16 protein-coding genes are annotated in these 17,743 nt (G+C 56.8%); 3 read left to right on the top strand and 13 right to left on the bottom strand.

From position 1 onward, the window contains the following. Positions 1 to 487 precede the first annotated feature (487 nt). From smc to ccmA, 10 genes are all read right to left on the bottom strand, one after another. The gene (gene smc / locus CXF87_RS19920; protein ID WP_101147926.1) at positions 488 to 3,982 is read right to left on the bottom strand and encodes a chromosome segregation protein SMC; all 3,495 of its coding nucleotides are present in this window, start codon (positions 3,980 to 3,982) and stop codon (positions 488 to 490) included. 24 nt (positions 3,983 to 4,006) lie between these two features. Then, positions 4,007 to 5,254 carry a c-type cytochrome biogenesis protein CcmI gene (gene ccmI / locus CXF87_RS19915; protein ID WP_101147925.1) on the bottom strand — a complete coding sequence of 416 codons (1,248 nt, stop codon included), beginning with the start codon at positions 5,252 to 5,254 and terminating at the stop codon, positions 4,007 to 4,009. After that, positions 5,251 to 5,721: a cytochrome c-type biogenesis protein gene (locus CXF87_RS19910; RefSeq protein WP_101147924.1), complete on the bottom strand. Its 471-nt coding sequence runs from the start codon at positions 5,719 to 5,721 to the stop codon at positions 5,251 to 5,253. The genes ccmI and CXF87_RS19910 overlap by 4 nt, the downstream gene beginning before the upstream one ends. Beyond that, a complete protein-coding gene (locus tag CXF87_RS19905) occupies positions 5,712 to 6,239 on the bottom strand; it encodes a DsbE family thiol:disulfide interchange protein (protein ID WP_008957498.1) in 528 nt (175 codons plus the stop codon). The genes CXF87_RS19910 and CXF87_RS19905 overlap by 10 nt, the downstream gene beginning before the upstream one ends. Then, on the bottom strand, positions 6,236 to 8,245 hold the full coding sequence (locus tag CXF87_RS19900) for a heme lyase CcmF/NrfE family subunit (protein WP_101147923.1): 2,010 nt from the start codon (positions 8,243 to 8,245) through the stop codon (positions 6,236 to 6,238). Before CXF87_RS19900 ends, CXF87_RS19905 begins: the two co-directional genes overlap by 4 nt. Before the next feature lie 52 nt (positions 8,246 to 8,297). Beyond that, positions 8,298 to 8,807 carry a cytochrome c maturation protein CcmE gene (gene ccmE, locus CXF87_RS19895; RefSeq protein WP_101147922.1) on the bottom strand — a complete coding sequence of 170 codons (510 nt, stop codon included), beginning with the start codon at positions 8,805 to 8,807 and terminating at the stop codon, positions 8,298 to 8,300. Continuing rightward, positions 8,804 to 8,995 (bottom strand): heme exporter protein CcmD, encoded by a 192-nt coding sequence (ccmD, locus tag CXF87_RS19890; protein WP_008957501.1) that lies wholly within the window; start codon positions 8,993 to 8,995, stop codon positions 8,804 to 8,806. Before ccmD ends, ccmE begins: the two co-directional genes overlap by 4 nt. After that, a complete protein-coding gene (locus tag CXF87_RS19885) occupies positions 8,995 to 9,762 on the bottom strand; it encodes a heme ABC transporter permease (RefSeq protein ID WP_008957502.1) in 768 nt (255 codons plus the stop codon). The genes ccmD and CXF87_RS19885 overlap by 1 nt, the downstream gene beginning before the upstream one ends. A 14-nt stretch (positions 9,763 to 9,776) precedes the next feature. Further along, entirely contained in the window at positions 9,777 to 10,490 is a 714-nt protein-coding gene (gene ccmB / locus CXF87_RS19880; RefSeq protein ID WP_008957503.1) for a heme exporter protein CcmB, read from the bottom strand. An 86-nt stretch (positions 10,491 to 10,576) separates the two neighbouring features. After that, positions 10,577 to 11,224, bottom strand: a complete 648-nt coding sequence (ccmA, locus tag CXF87_RS19875; protein ID WP_101147921.1) for a cytochrome c biogenesis heme-transporting ATPase CcmA — start codon at positions 11,222 to 11,224, stop codon at positions 10,577 to 10,579. A gap of 197 nt (positions 11,225 to 11,421) precedes the next feature. On the opposite strand from ccmA, the gene CXF87_RS19870 reads away from it, so the two are divergent. Together CXF87_RS19870 and CXF87_RS19865 are read left to right on the top strand one after the other, a co-directional pair. Next, a complete protein-coding gene (locus CXF87_RS19870; protein WP_101147920.1) occupies positions 11,422 to 11,826 on the top strand; it encodes a LexA family protein in 405 nt (134 codons plus the stop codon). Then, on the top strand, positions 11,826 to 12,452 hold the full coding sequence (locus tag CXF87_RS19865; protein ID WP_101147919.1) for an IMPACT family protein: 627 nt from the start codon (positions 11,826 to 11,828) through the stop codon (positions 12,450 to 12,452). The genes CXF87_RS19870 and CXF87_RS19865 overlap by 1 nt, the downstream gene beginning before the upstream one ends. A 304-nt stretch (positions 12,453 to 12,756) precedes the next feature. On the opposite strand, the gene CXF87_RS19860 is transcribed toward CXF87_RS19865, so the two are convergent. The 3 genes from CXF87_RS19860 to CXF87_RS19850 all read right to left on the bottom strand — a co-directional run bounded on the left by CXF87_RS19860 (position 12,757) and on the right by CXF87_RS19850 (position 16,244). After that, positions 12,757 to 14,079: a sodium ion-translocating decarboxylase subunit beta gene (locus CXF87_RS19860; RefSeq protein ID WP_101147918.1), complete on the bottom strand. Its 1,323-nt coding sequence runs from the start codon at positions 14,077 to 14,079 to the stop codon at positions 12,757 to 12,759. A 10-nt stretch (positions 14,080 to 14,089) separates the two neighbouring features. Beyond that, positions 14,090 to 15,895: a sodium-extruding oxaloacetate decarboxylase subunit alpha gene (oadA, locus tag CXF87_RS19855; protein ID WP_101147917.1), complete on the bottom strand. Its 1,806-nt coding sequence runs from the start codon at positions 15,893 to 15,895 to the stop codon at positions 14,090 to 14,092. A 91-nt stretch (positions 15,896 to 15,986) separates the two neighbouring features. After that, positions 15,987 to 16,244: an OadG family protein gene (locus CXF87_RS19850; protein ID WP_101147916.1), complete on the bottom strand. Its 258-nt coding sequence runs from the start codon at positions 16,242 to 16,244 to the stop codon at positions 15,987 to 15,989. 178 nt (positions 16,245 to 16,422) lie between these two features. On the opposite strand from CXF87_RS19850, the gene CXF87_RS19845 reads away from it, so the two are divergent. Further along, positions 16,423 to 17,418 (top strand): tRNA dihydrouridine synthase, encoded by a 996-nt coding sequence (locus CXF87_RS19845; RefSeq protein ID WP_232774972.1) that lies wholly within the window; start codon positions 16,423 to 16,425, stop codon positions 17,416 to 17,418. The last annotated feature ends 325 nt before the right edge of the window (positions 17,419 to 17,743 follow it).

Genomic DNA, 17,743 nt, shown 5'->3' with positions numbered 1-17,743 from the left:
TGAAGCCGGTTAAGGCAAAAGTCCGACCTTAACTTCAGCCAAAAGTGCCACGAGCCTTTGATCTAATCGTTATACATCGCTTTATAAAGGAAGCTCGAAAGCTACAAAAGCCATTTTGACCGTTGGGAAGTGCATAACCGTTTCAGCCATTTGCTTACTAACGTGCTAATCATCCCCCTTGGCAAGATCCATTTATAAGCTGCTTAACGTTCTCATACCAAACATTAATAGAGGTAATATAGTTAACTTGAGCGCGTTAGGACATTTTTTTGCGTATTTGCATAACGTTTATCACTCCATGATTAACAAACTGCTGTTTATAGTTACAGTCTCTTCCAAAATTCTTCTGCTGTCGCACTGATGGGGCGGCCGGTCGTGTTAGATGTATATGCACCGTAATATCCCAACGCTCATCTAGTACACGCACTAAGCGGCTATCGTTAATTTCTTGCTCAGCAAGACTTTTGAAGGTGAAGGAAAAAGGCGCTTAATCGACCAGCGCTGCCGCTTCTTCAATACCCACCGAGACTAACCTAGATACGCCGGGCTCTTGCATGGTCACCCCCATCAAGCGCTCGGCGGCTTCCATGGCAATTTTATTGTGAGTGATATAGATAAACTGCACGTTCTCAGACATCTCTTTCACCAACCGGGCGTAACGGCCCACGTTGGCGTCATCCAGCGGTGCATCCACTTCATCCAGCATACAGAACGGCGCAGGGTTGAGCTGAAAGATAGCGAATACCAACGATAGTGCAGTCAGCGCTTTTTCACCGCCCGATAGCAGATGAATGGTGCTGTTCTTCTTACCCGGCGGGCGCGCCATAATCGCCACGCCGGTTTCCAACAGGTCATCGCCGGTTAGCGTTAACCATGCCGCACCGCCGCCGAATACACGGGGGAACAGCGCCTGCAACCCGGCATTGACCTGATCAAAGGTCTCGCGGAAGCGCACCCGGGTTTCTTGGTCAATACGCTTAATCGCCCGTTCAAGGGTTTCCAGCGCTTCGGTCAGTTCGGCGTGCTGCGCTTCCAGATAATTTCGTCGCTCGGCCTGCTGGTCATACTCCTCAATGGCGGCGAGGTTGATCGCCCCCAAGCGGCGAATCTTGTCCGTGGTACTTTCCAGAACTTCCTGCCAACGGGTTTCCGTCGCGTCCTGGGGCAACTGCTCAGTGAGGGTCTCGACGTTATGGCCAAGCTCCGTTAGCTGCTCATCCTGGGTGGCGGCTTTAAGTGCCAGCGCCTGCACGTCCATACGCCGCTGCTGGAGCTGCTCACGACTCTGCTCCAGGTTACGTTCATGCTGCTGACGGGCAAGTTCGTCACTGCGCAGTTGCTCAGCCAGTGCCTGGGCCTGCTGACGAGTCGCGTTTAAGCGCCCCTCCTGCTGCTCACGCTGATGAAGCAGCTCTTCAAGTTCTTCCCCCGCCAGCTCGTCGGGCTCGACCAACATCTCCCGCGACTCTTCAAGCTCGGCAATACGCAGCGAGAGGCGCTCCTCAGAATCACTTGAGCGCGCCTGCTGAGAGCGCAGGCTATCCCGCTCAGCGCTTAAGCGTTCACGCTCAAGTGCCAACGCCTGCTGCTGCGCTTTGAGCGGCGCATGCTGCTGGGTCAGTTGATCACGGGCCTCGCGCTGCCGGTTGCGCTGCTCGGCACTGGTTTCCCGTGCTTCGGCGGTGCTCTCCAGCTGCTCCATCGCTACATGCCAGCGGGCGCGCTGCTCATCAAGAGTAAGCGCTAACTCTGCTTCATCCTCTTGTAGCTGGGCAAGCTCTTCATCGAGCTCCGTTGCACGACCTTCAAGGTGTTCCAAGCGCTGGGCCAAACTACGCTCTTTTACCGCCAGCTGCTGCAGGGTGGTGGCGTGAGCACGCTCCTGTTCGGCCTGCTGCTCGCGAGCCTGCTCCAGCGCTTCAATCGTCTCACTGGCCGCCTCACACTGCTCCTCTGCCAGCGCCAAGGCCTCTTCTTCACTTTCGCGCTGAGCGGAAAGCTCGTCGTAGCGGCGGCGGGTCAATAGAAGACCGTCGATGCCTTCGCCGTTGGCCTGCTGATGCAGCCAGCCACGGCCCAACCAAACCCCATCCTGGCTCACCACGGTTTCGCCAGGCGCCAAATGCGCCACCTGCGCCTCTGCCTCTTCTGTCGTTTGCGTATAGTGAATGCTTGCTAACCACTCGCCCAGCGCGCCTGCGCCTTTGACTAAACTGTCTAATCGCTGACCTGATGTGGAGGGAGCTGGCGAGGTTTGATCGATCAAACGCCAATCGGTGGCTAAGGCTTCGGGCAAGGCCGCCAACTGATGGCGAGAGACTAAGCGTGCATTGAGCCACGGCGCAAGCAACCAGGAAGTAAGCGCTTCCCAACCTGGTGCCACTTGTAATACCTCGCCCAGCTGGGGAGCCTCTGCCAAACCATGCGCTTCCAGGGTTGTGCCTATCGCAGGGTCGTGATCCACCAGTGCCGCATCAATCAACGCTTGCAGCGAGGCCAGCTCCCCCTGACGCTGGCTCAGTTCAGCGCGTTGATGATCGCGCGTTTGAGTCGCCTGCTGGTAGGCCGCCTTGGCATCGCTATAACGCTGCTGCCATTGATCCCGCTGGGCTTGAAAACCCTCCGCCTGCTGCTGGGCATCCGCTAACTGCTCTTCGCATACGGCATGCTCTTCGCGCAGCCCTGTGAGGTCGGCGACCTCACTGCGCTGCTGGCGGCGGCGCTGATTTTCGGCTTGCAGCCGCTGAATGCGCTGCTCCAAATCGCGCAATTGATCCTGGCTACGATCAGCGTCGCGGCTGGCATCCCGCCAGCGGGTTTCGGCATCGGTCCACTGCTGCTCGGCGGCTTCCAGAGCGGGAGATGCGTCGGCTAGCGACTGCTCCAGGCTTTCAAGCTTCTCCTCTAAGGCTTCGTGCTCGGGAAGCAGATCGTCAAAGCGCTCATCAATGGCGGCGAGGCGCGTCTGGTCGCCTTCGCTAACCCGGCGCTGCTCGTCCAATTCGCGGCGAGCCGTGGCAATGTCGTTAGCGAGCTGGGTTTCACGGCTGCGGCGGTGGGCCTGATCCTGTTCCAGACGGGCAATGCGCGTGGTGGTTTCAAAGAACTGCTGTTGGTGGCGGTCGAGCACTTCAGAGAGTTCATCGTGCTGTTCGCGGGCTTGTTCCAAGCGGGTTTCGCACTGACGAACGCCGAAGACATCTTTTTCTACCGCGATTTCCAACTCGCGAACGCGGCTCTCCTGGTGGGACTGCTCCGCCCGCAGGGTGCGGCCGCGCAGTAGCGCCAGCTCACCCTTGAGCCGATACTCCTGCTCCTTGAGATCTTGATAGCGCTTGGCGGCTTCGGCCTGACGCTTGAGACGCTCTAGCTGCTTATCCAGCTCTTCGCGAATATCGTCCAGACGCTCCAAGTTCTCCTGGGTGCGCCGCATGCGGTTTTCGGTTTCCCGGCGACGCTCTTTGTACTTGGAGATACCCGCGGCCTCTTCCAGCGTCGAGCGCAGGTCGTCGGGGCGGGCTTCGATCAACCGCGAAATCATGCCTTGGCCGATGATGGCGTAGGAGCGCGGCCCCAAGCCGGTGCCCATAAATAGGTCGGCGATATCGCGCCGACGGCACTTTTGACCGTTGAAGAAGTAGTTGGATTGCCCATCCCGCGTTACCAAGCGCCTAACGACGATTTCGGCATACTGCGCATAAACGCCGCCCATACCGCCATCACGGTTGTCGAACTTAAGCTCTATGGAGGCTTGGCTGATCGGCTTTCGGCCAGTGGAGCCGTTGAAAATGACATCGGCCATGGACTCGCCACGCAGGGTTTTAGCGGAGGACTCCCCCATGACCCAGCGCACGGCGTCAATAATGTTGGATTTACCACAGCCGTTGGGGCCCACGATGGCGGTCATATTGCCATCGAAGGGTACCGTCACGGGGTCAACAAACGACTTGAACCCGACTAAGCGAATCGAGGTTAAGCGCATACTTAGGCAGCGTTCCCGTTGCGATTATTCAAAGACACGGTTAATGACCACCTCAGCGGCTTCATCATCTGAGATTGGTCCGACGCTGACGCTCTCAAGATCACCAAATAGATCACCGGGTTGGGGCATGGCTTGCCCAGAGGGCGAAACGCGCACCACCAAACGTGCCTCCCGTACCTGAGAGATTTGCGCTTGGGGCGACATGGCGACGCTATTATCTAACACGACGGTCATGGGCAGTTCAGACACTTGTGCTTGTACCACGGCCAGCGGTGGTAACTCACCTTCCACATCACGAGCGGTAATAAACACCGTGTCATCACCGTCAACGCGATCGGCGAGGTTTTCGTCTAACGAGACACTCACACGAATGCCTGAACTCTGGGCAGCTTCCACGGCAGCCTCTTCAGGCGCAACGCCCATCCGCTCTTGGGCAACACGAATGCCATCGCGTAGCGAGGCGGCGGTATTGGGGTCTTCGATGTTGGCCACAGCACGGCGCCAGCGGTCGATAGCCTGTTCATAGTCACCGTTATCAAAGGCATGAATACCTAGCATGCCTAGCACGGTCGGCTGGCGTGGATCTTGTTCCAGCGTTTCATCGACCAGCGCCTGCACTTCATCGGTGAGTTCGCGCTCGGCCATAAAGAAACGAATTTGCGCTAGTTGAGCAAGCAGCGGTGGAATGCGGCCCTCAATCTCCATCAAGCGTTCAAGCGCATCGACGGCCTGGGGCATCTGTCCGGTTTCGCGATAGACCGGAAACAGCGCGCTCCACACGTTTGGGTTATCCGGCTGACGCTCGGCCTGCTCTTCCATCCGCTCGATATACATTTCCAGCGAGCCTTCGGGGTCATTCTGTACTTCTTGCTGTACCGCTAGCAGCACTAGGTCGCCTTCGGCACCTTTTTGCTGATACCAAAGCACGCTGACCACTACCACGGCCACCATAACGACCGGCACCACAAGGCGACCCGCCCCCGCTGGTTTGAGCGGCCGGCGCGCGCGCACGGCGGTGTCTTCCAGCAGGCTACGCTCAAGCTCCAAGCGGTCTTCTTCAAAGCGCTCGGCGTCAATGTCGCCACGCTCTCGCGCCGCTTCTAATGACGTTAAGCGACGCTTAAAAATCGCCACGTTCTGCTCGGCAGAGGTGTCATTGGTTTCAAACGCGTGTTGTTGATCATGTAATCGACGTGCGTTTCTTAGCGGCGCTACCAGCAGCCACAGCGCGGGGAGCAGTAAAACGGCAATCGCAATCCAGAGCAGCGTCATGAAGACCTCTTACGGTTAATCAGCGCATCTATACGCTGGCGCTCTTCGGCGCTCAACGCTTTAGCAGAGGCATTTCGGCGGGCACGAATCATTAACACAACCACCAGCGCGCCTAGCAGCACCAGCGCAATAGGCAGCCCCCAAAGCAGATAGGTGCGGCTTTCCAAACGCGGGTTATAGAGAATATATTCGCCAAATCGCTGGACCATATGATTGACGATTTCGATGTCCGACTGGCCGTCTTGCAGCAGTTGGTAGACACGCTCGCGCATGTCCCCCGAGATAGGGGCATCGGAATCGTCAATGGCCTGGTTTTCACACAGCGGGCAGCGCATCGAGGCGGTTAAATCGTGATAGCGCTTCTCCATGACCGGATCGTCAAACTCGCGTAGCTCGATCCCCCCCGCCGCTGCACCAAACGCTATGACCAGCAGTAGTAGCGCTGCCATGGTTCGCATTAGCGCCATTTTTCCACCTCCGGCAGGATTCGTTCGCGGACGTCTTGTGGCGATACGTAGCCCTTATGGTGATAGCGAATAACGCCGTCGGCATCGACCAGAAAGGTTTCCGGAGCGCCGTAAACGCCAAGATCAAAACCCAGTTCGCCTTCTGGATCAAAAATATTCACTTCAAACGGATCGCCAAACTCGCTGAGAAACTCCATGCCTTTCTCGCGGGTATCGCGGTAGTTAACCCCGACCATCCGAATATCCTGATCGGCCAGCTCCAGCAGTTGGGGCATCTCCTGCTTACACGCGGGGCACCACTCGCCCCATACGTTAACCAGGGTGACGTCGCCCTGAAGCAGCGATTGATCCACGCGCCGATTCTCATCGCGCAGCGTGGTGGCTTCAAAGGCCGGGAACTCTCGCGCCATCAGCGCGGAATCGCGCTGGGAAGGATCCAGCGATAGGCCCTGGAAAAAGAACAACGCCAAGCCTAAAAAGCAAACCGGCAGCAGTAATAGCAGTAACCGACGCTTCATACAGCGGCCTCCTGCGCAGTATCGCCTTTGCCGGACGCTTTCGGTGCCTCACGAGTGACCGTCGCGCGGCGATAGCGCTTGTCGAGCACTGCCAATACGCCGCCAAATGCCATAAACAGAGCACCCAGCCATAGCCAGCGTACAAAGGGTTTGTATTGGACGCGCATCGCCCAACTGCCGTCGCCAAGGTCTTCGCCCATGGCCACATAGAGATCACGGAACAGCCCCGGTCGCAAAGCCACCTGGGTCATCGGCATACCGGTCGCGAGATAAAGGCGCTTTTCAGGGCGCATGGTGAAACTGCTACCGGTGTCGCCACGCTGTACCTGAAGGATCGTGGTGTCTGCCAAAAAGTTCGGCCCGCGACGCTCGGCTAACTCCGTCATGGTGAACTGATAGCCCGCCACTTCAACCGTGGTACCCGGCGACATGCGCACGTTACGCTCGATGTTGTAGTTGGAAACCACCGCAACACCCACAATCGTGACCGCCACACCAATGTGTCCTAACACCATGCCCCAGTAAGAGAGTGAGAGCTTGCGTAACCCGGCGATAAACGAGCTGGCGTGACGAGTTTTATCAAATACATCGCGCACCATCGGTAGCACAATCCAAAGCGCAGAGACGATCCCCAGGGAGACAAACAGGTTCCACTCACCGCGATAAAGCAGCGGCATCAGTATGCCCAATACCAGCGCAGAAACGCCCGCCAACCAGAGCTTACGGACTAGGTCGCGCACCGCCATCCCCTTCCAGCGCGTTACCGAGCCTAGTCCCATAAAGATGCACATCATCACGGTGAGCGGTACAAACAGCGCATTGAAGTAAGGCGGGCCCACGCTGATTTTACCCAGCCCCAGGGAGTCAAGAATCAGCGGGTAGACGGTGCCAAGCAAAACGGTGACCGTCATGATGACCAGGAAGATATTATTGACCAGCAGCAGCGCATCGCGAGAGAGCCAGTTAAAGCCCACTTTATGGCTGACCCGTGGGGCTCGCAGTGCGAATACCAGCAGCGAGAGCGTCACCGTAATCGCCAGCAGCATCAGGATAAAGAAGCCACGGGCAGGGTCGTTGGCAAACGCATGTACCGAGGTGAGCACGCCGGAGCGCACCAGGAAGGTTCCCATCAGCGACAGCGAAAAGGTCGAGATCGCCAATAGCACGGTCCAGCTCTTAAACGAGCCGCGCTTTTCGGTCACCGCCAGCGAGTGCACCAGCGCAGTCCCCGTTAACCAGGGCAGCAGCGACGCGTTTTCGACCGGGTCCCAGAACCACCAGCCGCCCCAGCCAAGCTCGTAATAGGCCCACCAACTGCCCAGGGCGATCCCCACGGTCAAAAACGCCCAGGCCAGATTCGTCCAGGGACGTGCCCAGCGCGTCCAGGCGGCGTCTAGGCGCCCTCCCATGAGAGCCGCAATCGCAAAGGCAAAGACCACGGAAAAACCCACATAGCCCATGTAAAGCATCGGCGGATGCACCACTAGCCCGAAGTCTTGCAGCAGCGGGTTGAGGTCGGCACCGTCTTGCGGCATGTCGGGCAGCAAGCGTTCAAAAGGGTTAGAGGTGATCAGGATGAATAGTAAGAAACCGACACATACCATGCCCATGACGCCCATCACCCGAGCGACCATATCCCGCGGCAAGTTGCCGGTGAACAGGCTCGCCGCAAAGCCCCAGCCTGCCAGCATTAGGCTCCATAGCAGGACAGAGCCCTCATGGTTGCCCCACACCGCGCTGAATTTGTAGTACCACGGCAGCAGCGTATTGGAGTTATTCGCTACGTTCGCCACGCTAAAGTCATCCAGCATATAGCTCGCGGTCAAACAGGCGTAGGCGATGGCAATGAACAGAAACTGCCCGGCCGCCATGGGCTGACCATACGCCATCCACAGTGGGCGGCGGGTCGCTGCACCGGCCAGGGGCATCACTGCCTGCACCATCGCCATCAACAGCGCGATGATGAGGGCGAAGTGGCCAATTTCAGGAATCATTTTAATCAGCATGTGCGCTCCGAATTAGCACTGGCGGTAGGGCAAGTCGGTTAAACGATGGGGGTTAATACTCGCTTGCTTGAGGGACGCCCTCTTCATCAAGCCGCTTACCCACTTCGGCAGCTTTGGCCTGATAGTCGGCTGGCGAATAGCCCGCCTCTTCAAGTGCCTGCGCTACTTCAGGCGGCATGTAGTTCTCATCGTGACGCGCCAGCACTTTATCGGCATACAAACGGCCATCGGTTTGAAGCTCCCCGACCACCACCACACCTTGGCCTTCGCGGAATAGATCGGGAAGGATGCCGCTGTAGTAGACCTCTAGGTCATCGACATAATCAGTCACGGTAAACGCGACGTCCAGGCTGTCAGGGTTACGGGACACCGAGCCCTCTTTCACCATGCCACCCGCGCGAATCTGTCGTTCCACGGGCGCATCGCCCTGGGCGATCTGCACCGGGCTAAAAAACAGATTAATGTTGGCACGTAGCGCATACAGCGTTAGCCCGACAGCAATCGCGGTTAACGATACCAAACCCAAAATGACGAAGAGTTTCTGTTTACGTTTAGGGGTCATTGGGCGTTCTCTCTCAAGCTATTTGCGCGCCGTGCCCGACGCTTTATGCCATTCAGTAACTGACGTTGTTCAACACGTGCATGCCAAACGGTGGCCACCAGCAGCAGTGCCGTTACTCCCCAGGCAGACCATACGTAAGGCGCATGGCCACCCATGGCGAGAAATTCGGAAAATGAGGCAAATGCCATTAGCGCGTCTCCTCTGCCTGTGCATTCACTACCTGGCCGTTAACGAGCTCCTGTACCCAGCGCTTGCTCGACTCTCGGCGTAGGATCTCGCTGCGCGTGCGCATCAGCGTCAAGGCAATAAAAAAGCTGTAGAAACCCAGCACCATAATGACCAGCGGTAGCCACATTTCGGTGGGCATCGTTGGGCGCGAGGTTAATGTAAACGAGGCTGGCTGGTGCAGGGTGTACCACCAATCCACCGAGTATTTGATGATGGGAATGTTGATGACGCCCACCATGGCCAGCACCGAGGCTGCCCGTGAGGCGCTATCGCGGCTGGTAAACGCACCGCGCAGGGCAATCACGCCTAAATAGAGAAAGAGCAGAATCAGCATGGAGGTAAGCCGGGCATCCCACATCCACCAGGTACCCCAGGTCGGCACCCCCCATACAGCACCGGAAAATAGCGCGACAAAGGTCATCGCAGCGCCCAGCGGTGCCATGACTGCCGCCGCCATATCGGCGACTTTAATTTTCCAGACCATAAACACCAGCCCAGACACTGCCATGGAGATAAAAATCGATTGAGCTAAAAAGGCCGCCGGCACGTGAACATAAATGATCCGGAAGCTGTTGCCCTGTTGATAATCCGCAGGCGCAAACGCCAGCCCCCACAGCGAGCCAGTGACCAATAACAGCACCGCTGCGGCCCAAAACCAGGGCTGTAATTTGGCGCTAATGCCATAGAACCACTTGGGTGATCCCAGTTTGTGTATAAAGGCCCACATAGCGTGTCCTGTCCTTAACCGTTAATACTGATACGCAGCGATGCGGCAATCGCCCACGGCGCTAACATAAGTGAAGCGGCCAGCAGCGCGCCTAAGATAGCCAAGTGCGCAGAGACACCGTCGCCCAAAATAGCCGCCTGGACGGCACCTGCGCCAAAAATGAGTACCGGAATATACAGCGGCAGCACTAGCAGCGAGAGCAGTACGCCGCCCCGCGCCAAGCCGACGGTTAACGCCGCCCCAATGGCACCAATCAGGCTCAAGCTCGCCGTGCCCAGCGCCAGCGATAGCGCCAACACCGCGTAACTACCCGCAGGCAGTGCGAGCATAATGCCCAGCAGTGGCGCCATCAGTGCCAACGGCAGCCCGGTCAGCAGCCAATGCACGGCCACTTTCGCCACGCTTAATGCAGCCAGCGGCTGCGGAGCGAGTAACAGCTGTTCAAGGCTGCCGTCGTCGTAGTCACTGCGAAACAGGCTATCTAGTGACAGCAGCGCGGCTAACAGTGCCGCCACCCATAGCAACCCCGGCGCAATCGTCGCCAACAGCTCAGGGTCGGGTGAAATAGCGATCGGAAACAGGGTGATCACCAGAGCAAAAAACACCAGCGGATTGAGCACTTCACCGCGACGTCTCAGCAGCAGCGTCAAATCACGCACCAACGTGGCCTTCACCGCGATCATCAGCCCGCCCTGATGCTCAAGCAGTGGCACTGAAGGGGCATCCATGACGGAGTCTGATCCGTTTAGAGAGCTATCTGAAGAGCTGTGCAAGCCTGTTTTCTGCAACCCTGTTTCCTGCAATCCGGTCTCCTCTACCCCAGCGCTATGCGTCTTAACAGCGATGACGCGGCTAACTCGTGGTGTGTCGTTACTAGCACGCAGCCGCCCGCTTGAGCATGCCTAATCAGTTGCCTTTCAAGGGCTGCAACACCGTGGCGATCAATGGCGGTGAAGGGCTCGTCTAGCACCCACAGCGCGCGGGGTGTCAGCGTCAATCGCGCCAGCGCCACACGGCGCTGCTGGCCTGCCGAGAGTTGAGCGGCGGGCACGTCTTCAAAGCCTGCCAGGCCAACCTGTTCAAGGGCATCCAGGCGCTGCTCCTCGCCCTCTTGTGCCCCGCTGCCCTGTCCTCCACTGCTCTCGCCACTCAGCGCCTGATACCACGCTAAATTTTCTAAGGGGGATAGCCCAGACTTGATGCCTGGGGCATGTCCTAAATAGAGCAAATTAGCGAGAAAATGTTCACGGACACTCTGCATTGCAGCGCCATTCCAGAACAGCTCGCCTTCATAGTCGCTCAGTTGCCCGGAGAGAATTTTAAGCAGGCTAGTTTTACCACTGCCATTAGGCCCTTCAATTCGCACGATTTCACCGCTGCGAATATCGAGATCCAGCCCCTTAAACAGTGAGCGATCATCACGTTCGCAGGACAGCTGTCGGGCTTGTAGACACAGGCTCAAGAGTCTCTCCAGGCACATTGATTTCGCGTCGAACTCTACACGGAAAGCCCGTTTCTCGCCACTCACTCTATGCGGCGCTGGGTCGCAGCATGACCTCAATCAATATGGCGTAAGACCAATTACTGCTAGCACTGTATGCAAAAACAGGTCTATACTGAAAACCACTGTATGAAAGAACATGCAATGGAGATTTCTCAATGACCATATCGATGGCAGCACCTACCGTTAAGCCTAACCACTTACACTCGGTCCCGCGTACCTATGCGCCGACGCCTAGCATTACTCGTCGCAATACCTATGCGCTTAAAGTGCGTGGTAACGCAATGCGTGATTGCAACTTGTTCGATGGCGATGTCATTATTATTCGGCGTTATCAGCATGATGCCCAAACAGAAACCGCCGTTGCCGAAATCAACCAGCAAAAAATCGTCTTGAAGCAGCTCTCGATCAGCCGCTTTGGCGTAGAGCTATGGCCTGAGGATACGTTGCAGCCAGCGCTATTTTTGCATAACCGTGATATTCAGGTGCTCGGCATGGTGATGGGTGTTGAATCTCATCCAAAAACTGGCCTGCAAAATAAGGCTACTATCACGGAGCATTAATGCGTTACCGGGTGCCGGAACTCCCCCTTTCGTCTTGGCAGACCACTGACATCGAAGTCGAAAAAAGTCACTTTATTACCTGGACCTGCCACGCCTCAGACATTGATGCATTCACCCGCATGCTGGCGGCGGCTAAAGCCGAGCATCCCAATGCGAGCCATCACTGCACGGCCTATATTGCTGGCCCACCCGGCGAGCAAAATTTGATTGGCTTCTCTGATGATGGCGAACCTGGCGGCACCGCGGGTCGCCCAATGTATCAAGTTCTGCAGGGCAGCCAATTAGGTCAAATTGGTTGCGTGGTGATCCGCTATTTTGGCGGGACGAAGTTAGGTACCGGCGGCTTGGCCCGCGCTTACGCTCAGGCGGTTAGTCATGCTTTGGAGACGCTACCTACCCGGGAAGTGGTCGAGCGCGATCTTTATACCTTGCGGCTCGGCTTTGCCAATGAAGCGATTGCCCGCGCCTGGTGCGAAGAGCAGGCTATCCCCATTGAGCAAGCGGATTACGATGGCGACGGTGTTCGCTTGACCATTGGTTGGCCACGGGACAACCCACTTGACCTTTCCCCGCTAGAAAACCGCTTGAAGAGCGCTATTGAGGTTCTCTCTGCACCAATGGCATGACGCAGCAGAGCGAAAAGGCCCCCTATGTCATTGCGAGGAGCTTGCGACGCGGCAATCTCATCCTATCTTGAGCACTAACCCCAGATTGCTTCACTTCGTTCGCAATGACACCCACCGGTCATTGCGAGGAGCCTACGACGAAGCAATCTCAAGCCTACACTGAAAACCAATCCACAATTGCTTCACTGTGTTCGCAATGAACACCCCCTATGTCATTGCGAGGAGCTTGCGACGCGGCAATCTCGTCCTGCGGTGGCACACAAACCGAGATCGCCGCGCTTCGCTCGCGATGACAGAGGACTAGTTAACCAAGGTATTTAATCATCACCCCGGCCGCAACCGCCGACCCAATAACACCTGCCACATTGGGTCCCATGGCGTGCATCAACAGGAAGTTATGCGGGTTCGACTCCAGCCCCACCTTGTTGGCCACCCGGGCAGCCATCGGCACCGCAGAAACACCGGCAGCACCAATCAGCGGGTTGATGGGCATTTTACTGACCATGTTCATCAGCTTGGCCATTAACACCCCCGCGGCCGTGCCGATCCCGAAGGCGACAATCCCCAGCCCGAGAATGCCTAACGTTTCAAACGTCAGGAAGCTATCGGCCATTAACTTGGAGCCGACGGACAGCCCCAGAATAATGGTCACAATATTGATCAGGGAATTCTGCGCAGTATCCGATAAACGCTCGACCACACCGCACTCGCGCATCAAGTTACCGAAGCAGAACATACCGAGTAGCGGGGCGGCATCGGGCAGAAACAGTGCGACCAGAATCAACAGCATCAGTGGGAAGACCACTTTTTCCAGCTTGGAGACCGGGCGCAGCTGGGTCATCTTGATTTGCCGCTCTTTATCGGTCGTCAGCAGACGCATGATCGGCGGCTGAATCAGCGGCACCAACGCCATGTAGGCGTAAGCGGCCACGGCAATCGCCCCCAGTAATTCAGGCGCCAGTACGCTGGAGACGTAGATGGAGGTCGGGCCATCCGCACCGCCGATAATACCAATCGCGGCCGCCTGATTGAGAGAGAAGTCCATGACGCCCATCGAGGTCAGCGCCACGGCGCCAAACAGCGTAGCAAAAATACCAAACTGAGCGGCGGCACCTAAAAACAGCGTGCGCGGGTTCGCCAGCAGCGGGCCAAAGTCAGTCATTGCCCCAACGCCCATAAAGATAATCAGCGGGGCGATACCCGAGCCGATTGCGACTTTATAGAAGTTATAAAGCATGCCGTCGCTGTAGCCAACACCCACGGCGATGTCTCGCGCAGCACGCAGCTGGTCGGGTGCGACGCCATCATGGGCGATCATCTTCAGCGACTCCCGCCATGCGTCTAAGTTCGCCAGTGGGTCAAGGGACGCACCCAGCGCTGCTGCCATTTGCTGTAGCACCGCCGGCTTGGCCACCTCAATCGCCTGGTCGAGCGCAGAAATGGCTAGCCCGGCTTCAGGGATATTGGCCAGAATGCCGCCAAAACCAATCGGCACCAGTAGCAACGGCTCAAACTTCTTATAAATGGCAAGGTAAAGCAGCAGAAGACCCACCATGATCATCGCCGCTTGACCGAGCTCAAGGTTATATAGCCCCGAGCCTTCCCATAACGTCACTAATTTATCCATTACTGGGCCCTTAGAGCTCGATCAACGTATCGCCTACGGCTACGCTGTCGCCCTCGCTGACGTTGACCTTAGACACTGTGCCTGCGCTGCTGGCACGCACTTCGGTTTCCATTTTCATCGCTTCAAGAATGATGACCACATCACCTTCAGCGACTTGCTCACCGGGGCGAACGTTCACCTTAAAGATATTACCTGCTAGCGGCGCATCAATGCTTTCACCACTGGGTGCAGGCGCTTCCTCTTTGGGTGCGGCTGCCGTTTGCTCTTGCACCTCGCCCAGCTCACCGCCTTCAGAAACCTCCACCACGAAGGATTTGCCGTTGAGTTTCACAGTGTAGGTTTCCGGGCCGCTGCTCGTGGCGGGCGCTTTGCTTTCTGCCTTGGCGGGCGTCTTTTCAGCGCTTGCTTCAGCTAACTGGGGAACGGGCTCAAAGGCATCGGGATTATCGCGGTTCTTGAGGAACTTCAAACCAATCTGCGGAAACAGCGCATAGGTCAGCACATCATCGACTTCGCGCTTGCCTTCGGCCAAGCGGATACCTTCAGCGCTGGCCTTCTCCTTCAGTTCGGCGGCCAATCTATCCATTTCAGGTGAGAGATTGTCCGCCGGGCGACAGGTAATCGGTTCGCCGCCTTCCAACACGCGCTTTTGCAGCTCGGCATTAAACGGTGCCGGGGCGGCGCCGTATTCTCCCTTTAGCAGCGCTTGAACTTCCTTGGAGATCGACTTATAACGCTCGCCCATCATCACGTTCATCACCGCCTGGGTGCCGACGATTTGCGACGTGGGCGTTACCAGCGGGATAAAGCCCAGGTCCTCGCGTACGCGCGGGATCTCGCTTAGCACGTCGTCCAGCTTATCGCCCGCGCCCTGCTCTTTGAGCTGGCCTTCCATATTGGTCAGCATGCCACCGGGCACCTGAGCAATCAGAATGCGCGAATCAATACCGCGCAGCGAGCCTTCAAAGGCGGCGTACTTCTTGCGCACTTCGCGGAAGTAACCGGCAATATCTTCCAGCAGCTCGAGATCCAACCCGGTGTCGCGGCCGGTGTCTTTGAGCATCGCCACGACAGATTCGGTCGGGCTGTGGCCGTAGGTCATCGACATGGAGGAGATTGAGGTATCAACGTTATCAATGCCCGCCTCCACCGCTTTCAAAATGGTGGAGGTGGAAAGGCCGGTGGTCGCGTGACAGTGCAAATGCACTGGAATCGACAGCTCTTTCTTGAGCCGCGTCACCAAGTCGAACGCCGTGTAGGGCGTCAGCAGCCCCGCCATATCCTTGATAGCCAATGAATCTGCGCCCAAACCGGCAATGGTTTTGGCGAGATCGACCCAGCTATCCAGGGTATGTACCGGGCTCACGGTATAAGAGATGGTGCCTTGGGCATGGCCTTCTACGTTACGCACCGCCTGAATGGCGCGCTCCAAATTACGCGGATCATTCATGGCGTCAAAGACCCGGAAGACATCAACACCGTTGGTTTTCGCCTGTTCGACAAATTTATCGACCACGTCATCGGCGTAGTGGCGGTAGCCCAGCAGGTTTTGACCACGTAGTAACATCGCCTGGGGCGTATTGGGCATGGCCTCTTTCAGGGCACGAATACGCTCCCACGGGTCTTCGCCCAAATAGCGGATACAGGCGTCATAGGTCGCCCCACCCCAGGTTTCCAGCGACCAATAGCCAACGCGATCAAGCTTTTCAGCAATCGGCAGCATATCGTCCAAGCGCATACGCGTGGCAAACAGCGATTGATGGGCATCGCGCAGCACGACATCGGTAATGCCTAGTGGGCGTTTTGTTTCGTTCATGGTCTTGGCTCACCGTAGAGAGTTATAAGTTTGTAGTAAAAATAACAAAAAAATAGCCAAAAGAGGGCTGAAATGAAAAAAATCGAGAAAGTTAGCGACGCCGTGTTGAACGGTATCGATGCACTGCAGCACTGATCACCGCCATGATCTCATCTTTCTCAGTGGAAGCGGCTGGCGGCGGCGGCGATTTTCTGCCCGCTTCAACAGGTACCGGAACGGGTTGAAACCGCCCAATAAGCTTCGACATCAGTGTGACGCTGATAACTAAAAGGGTAAGAAAAACAAACACCACGCCCATACCCAGCGCCATCAACGCCAACCCATCTTGTAAGAGTTCTTGATTCTGCATAAGGCGCTCTCCTATATCTCTAAGTAGCGTGTCTCTAAGTACCGTCTTTGTGTACCATTTTTAAATAGTTCATACGCGCATCATTACGCCAATACCGATAAAGGCGCTTGGCGCAGTGAGGGGAATACACTAACCTGCCACACCCAGAATAGAATGCAATGGCGCGATAGTGGAAGACATGGTTGTTAATTTACTACAAAACGGCAGAATCGGCCTAGCCCCGATGGAAGGGGTGATTGATGCACTGACCCGAGATCTGCTGACCCGTCATGCGGGTTTCGACTGGACGGTTACCGAATTTGTCCGCGTGGTCGATGCACGCCTACCGCCAAGAGTCTTTTATAAGCATTGCCCGGAACTTGCGCAACCGCCGGTAGCAACGCCGAGCGGTATTCCTGTGCATTTACAGCTACTGGGCTCTGACCCTGCTGCTCTAGCGGCGAATGCGCAGCAGGCGCTCAAGCTTGGCGCCGTCAGCGTTGACCTTAATTTCGGCTGCCCAGCCAAACTGGTTAATCGCCACGATGGCGGCGCTTCGCTGCTACGTCAGCCCGATCGCGTCTATCAAGCGGTTAGAGCCGTTCACGATGCTTTAGACGGGGAAATCCCGGTGACCGCCAAGATTCGCCTGGGCTTTGCTAATCGCCGTTTAGCGGTTGCCTGCGCTCAAGCCACTGAAGCCGGTGGCGCAGCACAACTAGTGGTGCACGCGCGCACCCGTGACGAAGGCTACCGCCCCCCAGCCCACTGGGAGTGGATCGGCAAGATTCGCCGCAACGTAAGCATCCCGGTGGTCGCCAATGGCGACATCTGGACGCTGGAAGATTACTGGAAAGCGCGCACGCTTTCAGGCTGTCGCGATGTGATGCTAGGGCGCAGCGCCCTCGCGGACCCTTGGCTTGCCCCACGCATTCGCCATTGGCTTCAAACCGGTGAGCGACTGCCCGAAAGCAGCTGGGCAATGCGCGCCAATGTGCTCAAGGAGTACGCCGCCCTACAGCGCCAACAGCTGCCTGACCGCGTTGTCGTCTCTCTAGTAAAGCAGTGGCTTGCCCAAATGCGCCAAGGCAGCGCCGAAGCCGAGCAGAACTTTCAGCGGGTGAAGCGCATTACCGAACTGGATCTCCTGCTCGATAGCCTTGTGGTTGACGAGCAGCACGCCACCCTGGCTTAGGCTCTGTCTGAAAAGTGCCTGAGCTCGACAATACGGCGTTAAAAATTGGCTCAGAATACTCATTTACACCCCGTAAACTCCGTTTCTTTGCCAATTTTTGCCTTGTCTTGTCTTCGCTAGCCGACCTTTCAGGCAGAGCCCTAGCGCTCCTTTCTGCAACGCCTTATCAGTTTATAGCCAAAAAAAAGCGCCCTACCGCAAAGCGGGGGCGCTACACACGATCGCAAGACCGGAGCGCGAGCTTATATACCGGTCAGGCTGGAAAATAGACAGTCAGGTTAGAAACAAGCAGGCAGACTGGAAACAGAAAACCCGCTCTCGTTAA

The organism is Halomonas sp. MES3-P3E, assembly GCF_002836035.1.
Classification (GTDB): Bacteria; Pseudomonadota; Gammaproteobacteria; order Pseudomonadales; family Halomonadaceae; genus Vreelandella; species Vreelandella arctica.
This window is presented reverse-complemented; position numbering and strand designations above follow the sequence as displayed.

What these genes read in the sequence shown, in the direction of transcription:
- smc (WP_101147926.1), bottom strand. Translation starts at nt 3,982, where the DNA reads ATGCGCTTAACCTCGATTCGCTTAGTCGGGTTCAAGTCGTTTGTTGAC.
- ccmI (WP_101147925.1), bottom strand. Translation starts at nt 5,254, where the DNA reads ATGACGCTGCTCTGGATTGCGATTGCCGTTTTACTGCTCCCCGCGCTG.
- CXF87_RS19910 (WP_101147924.1), bottom strand. Translation starts at nt 5,721, where the DNA reads ATGGCGCTAATGCGAACCATGGCAGCGCTACTACTGCTGGTCATAGCG.
- CXF87_RS19905 (WP_008957498.1), bottom strand. Translation starts at nt 6,239, where the DNA reads ATGAAGCGTCGGTTACTGCTATTACTGCTGCCGGTTTGCTTTTTAGGC.
- CXF87_RS19900 (WP_101147923.1), bottom strand. Translation starts at nt 8,245, where the DNA reads ATGCTGATTAAAATGATTCCTGAAATTGGCCACTTCGCCCTCATCATC.
- ccmE (WP_101147922.1), bottom strand. Translation starts at nt 8,807, where the DNA reads ATGACCCCTAAACGTAAACAGAAACTCTTCGTCATTTTGGGTTTGGTA.
- ccmD (WP_008957501.1), bottom strand. Translation starts at nt 8,995, where the DNA reads ATGGCATTTGCCTCATTTTCCGAATTTCTCGCCATGGGTGGCCATGCG.
- CXF87_RS19885 (WP_008957502.1), bottom strand. Translation starts at nt 9,762, where the DNA reads ATGTGGGCCTTTATACACAAACTGGGATCACCCAAGTGGTTCTATGGC.
- ccmB (WP_008957503.1), bottom strand. Translation starts at nt 10,490, where the DNA reads ATGGATGCCCCTTCAGTGCCACTGCTTGAGCATCAGGGCGGGCTGATG.
- CXF87_RS19870 (WP_101147920.1), top strand. Translation starts at nt 11,422, where the DNA reads ATGACCATATCGATGGCAGCACCTACCGTTAAGCCTAACCACTTACAC.
- CXF87_RS19865 (WP_101147919.1), top strand. Translation starts at nt 11,826, where the DNA reads ATGCGTTACCGGGTGCCGGAACTCCCCCTTTCGTCTTGGCAGACCACT.
- CXF87_RS19860 (WP_101147918.1), bottom strand. Translation starts at nt 14,079, where the DNA reads ATGGATAAATTAGTGACGTTATGGGAAGGCTCGGGGCTATATAACCTT.
- oadA (WP_101147917.1), bottom strand. Translation starts at nt 15,895, where the DNA reads ATGAACGAAACAAAACGCCCACTAGGCATTACCGATGTCGTGCTGCGC.
- CXF87_RS19850 (WP_101147916.1), bottom strand. Translation starts at nt 16,244, where the DNA reads ATGCAGAATCAAGAACTCTTACAAGATGGGTTGGCGTTGATGGCGCTG.
- CXF87_RS19845 (WP_232774972.1), top strand. Translation starts at nt 16,423, where the DNA reads ATGGTTGTTAATTTACTACAAAACGGCAGAATCGGCCTAGCCCCGATG.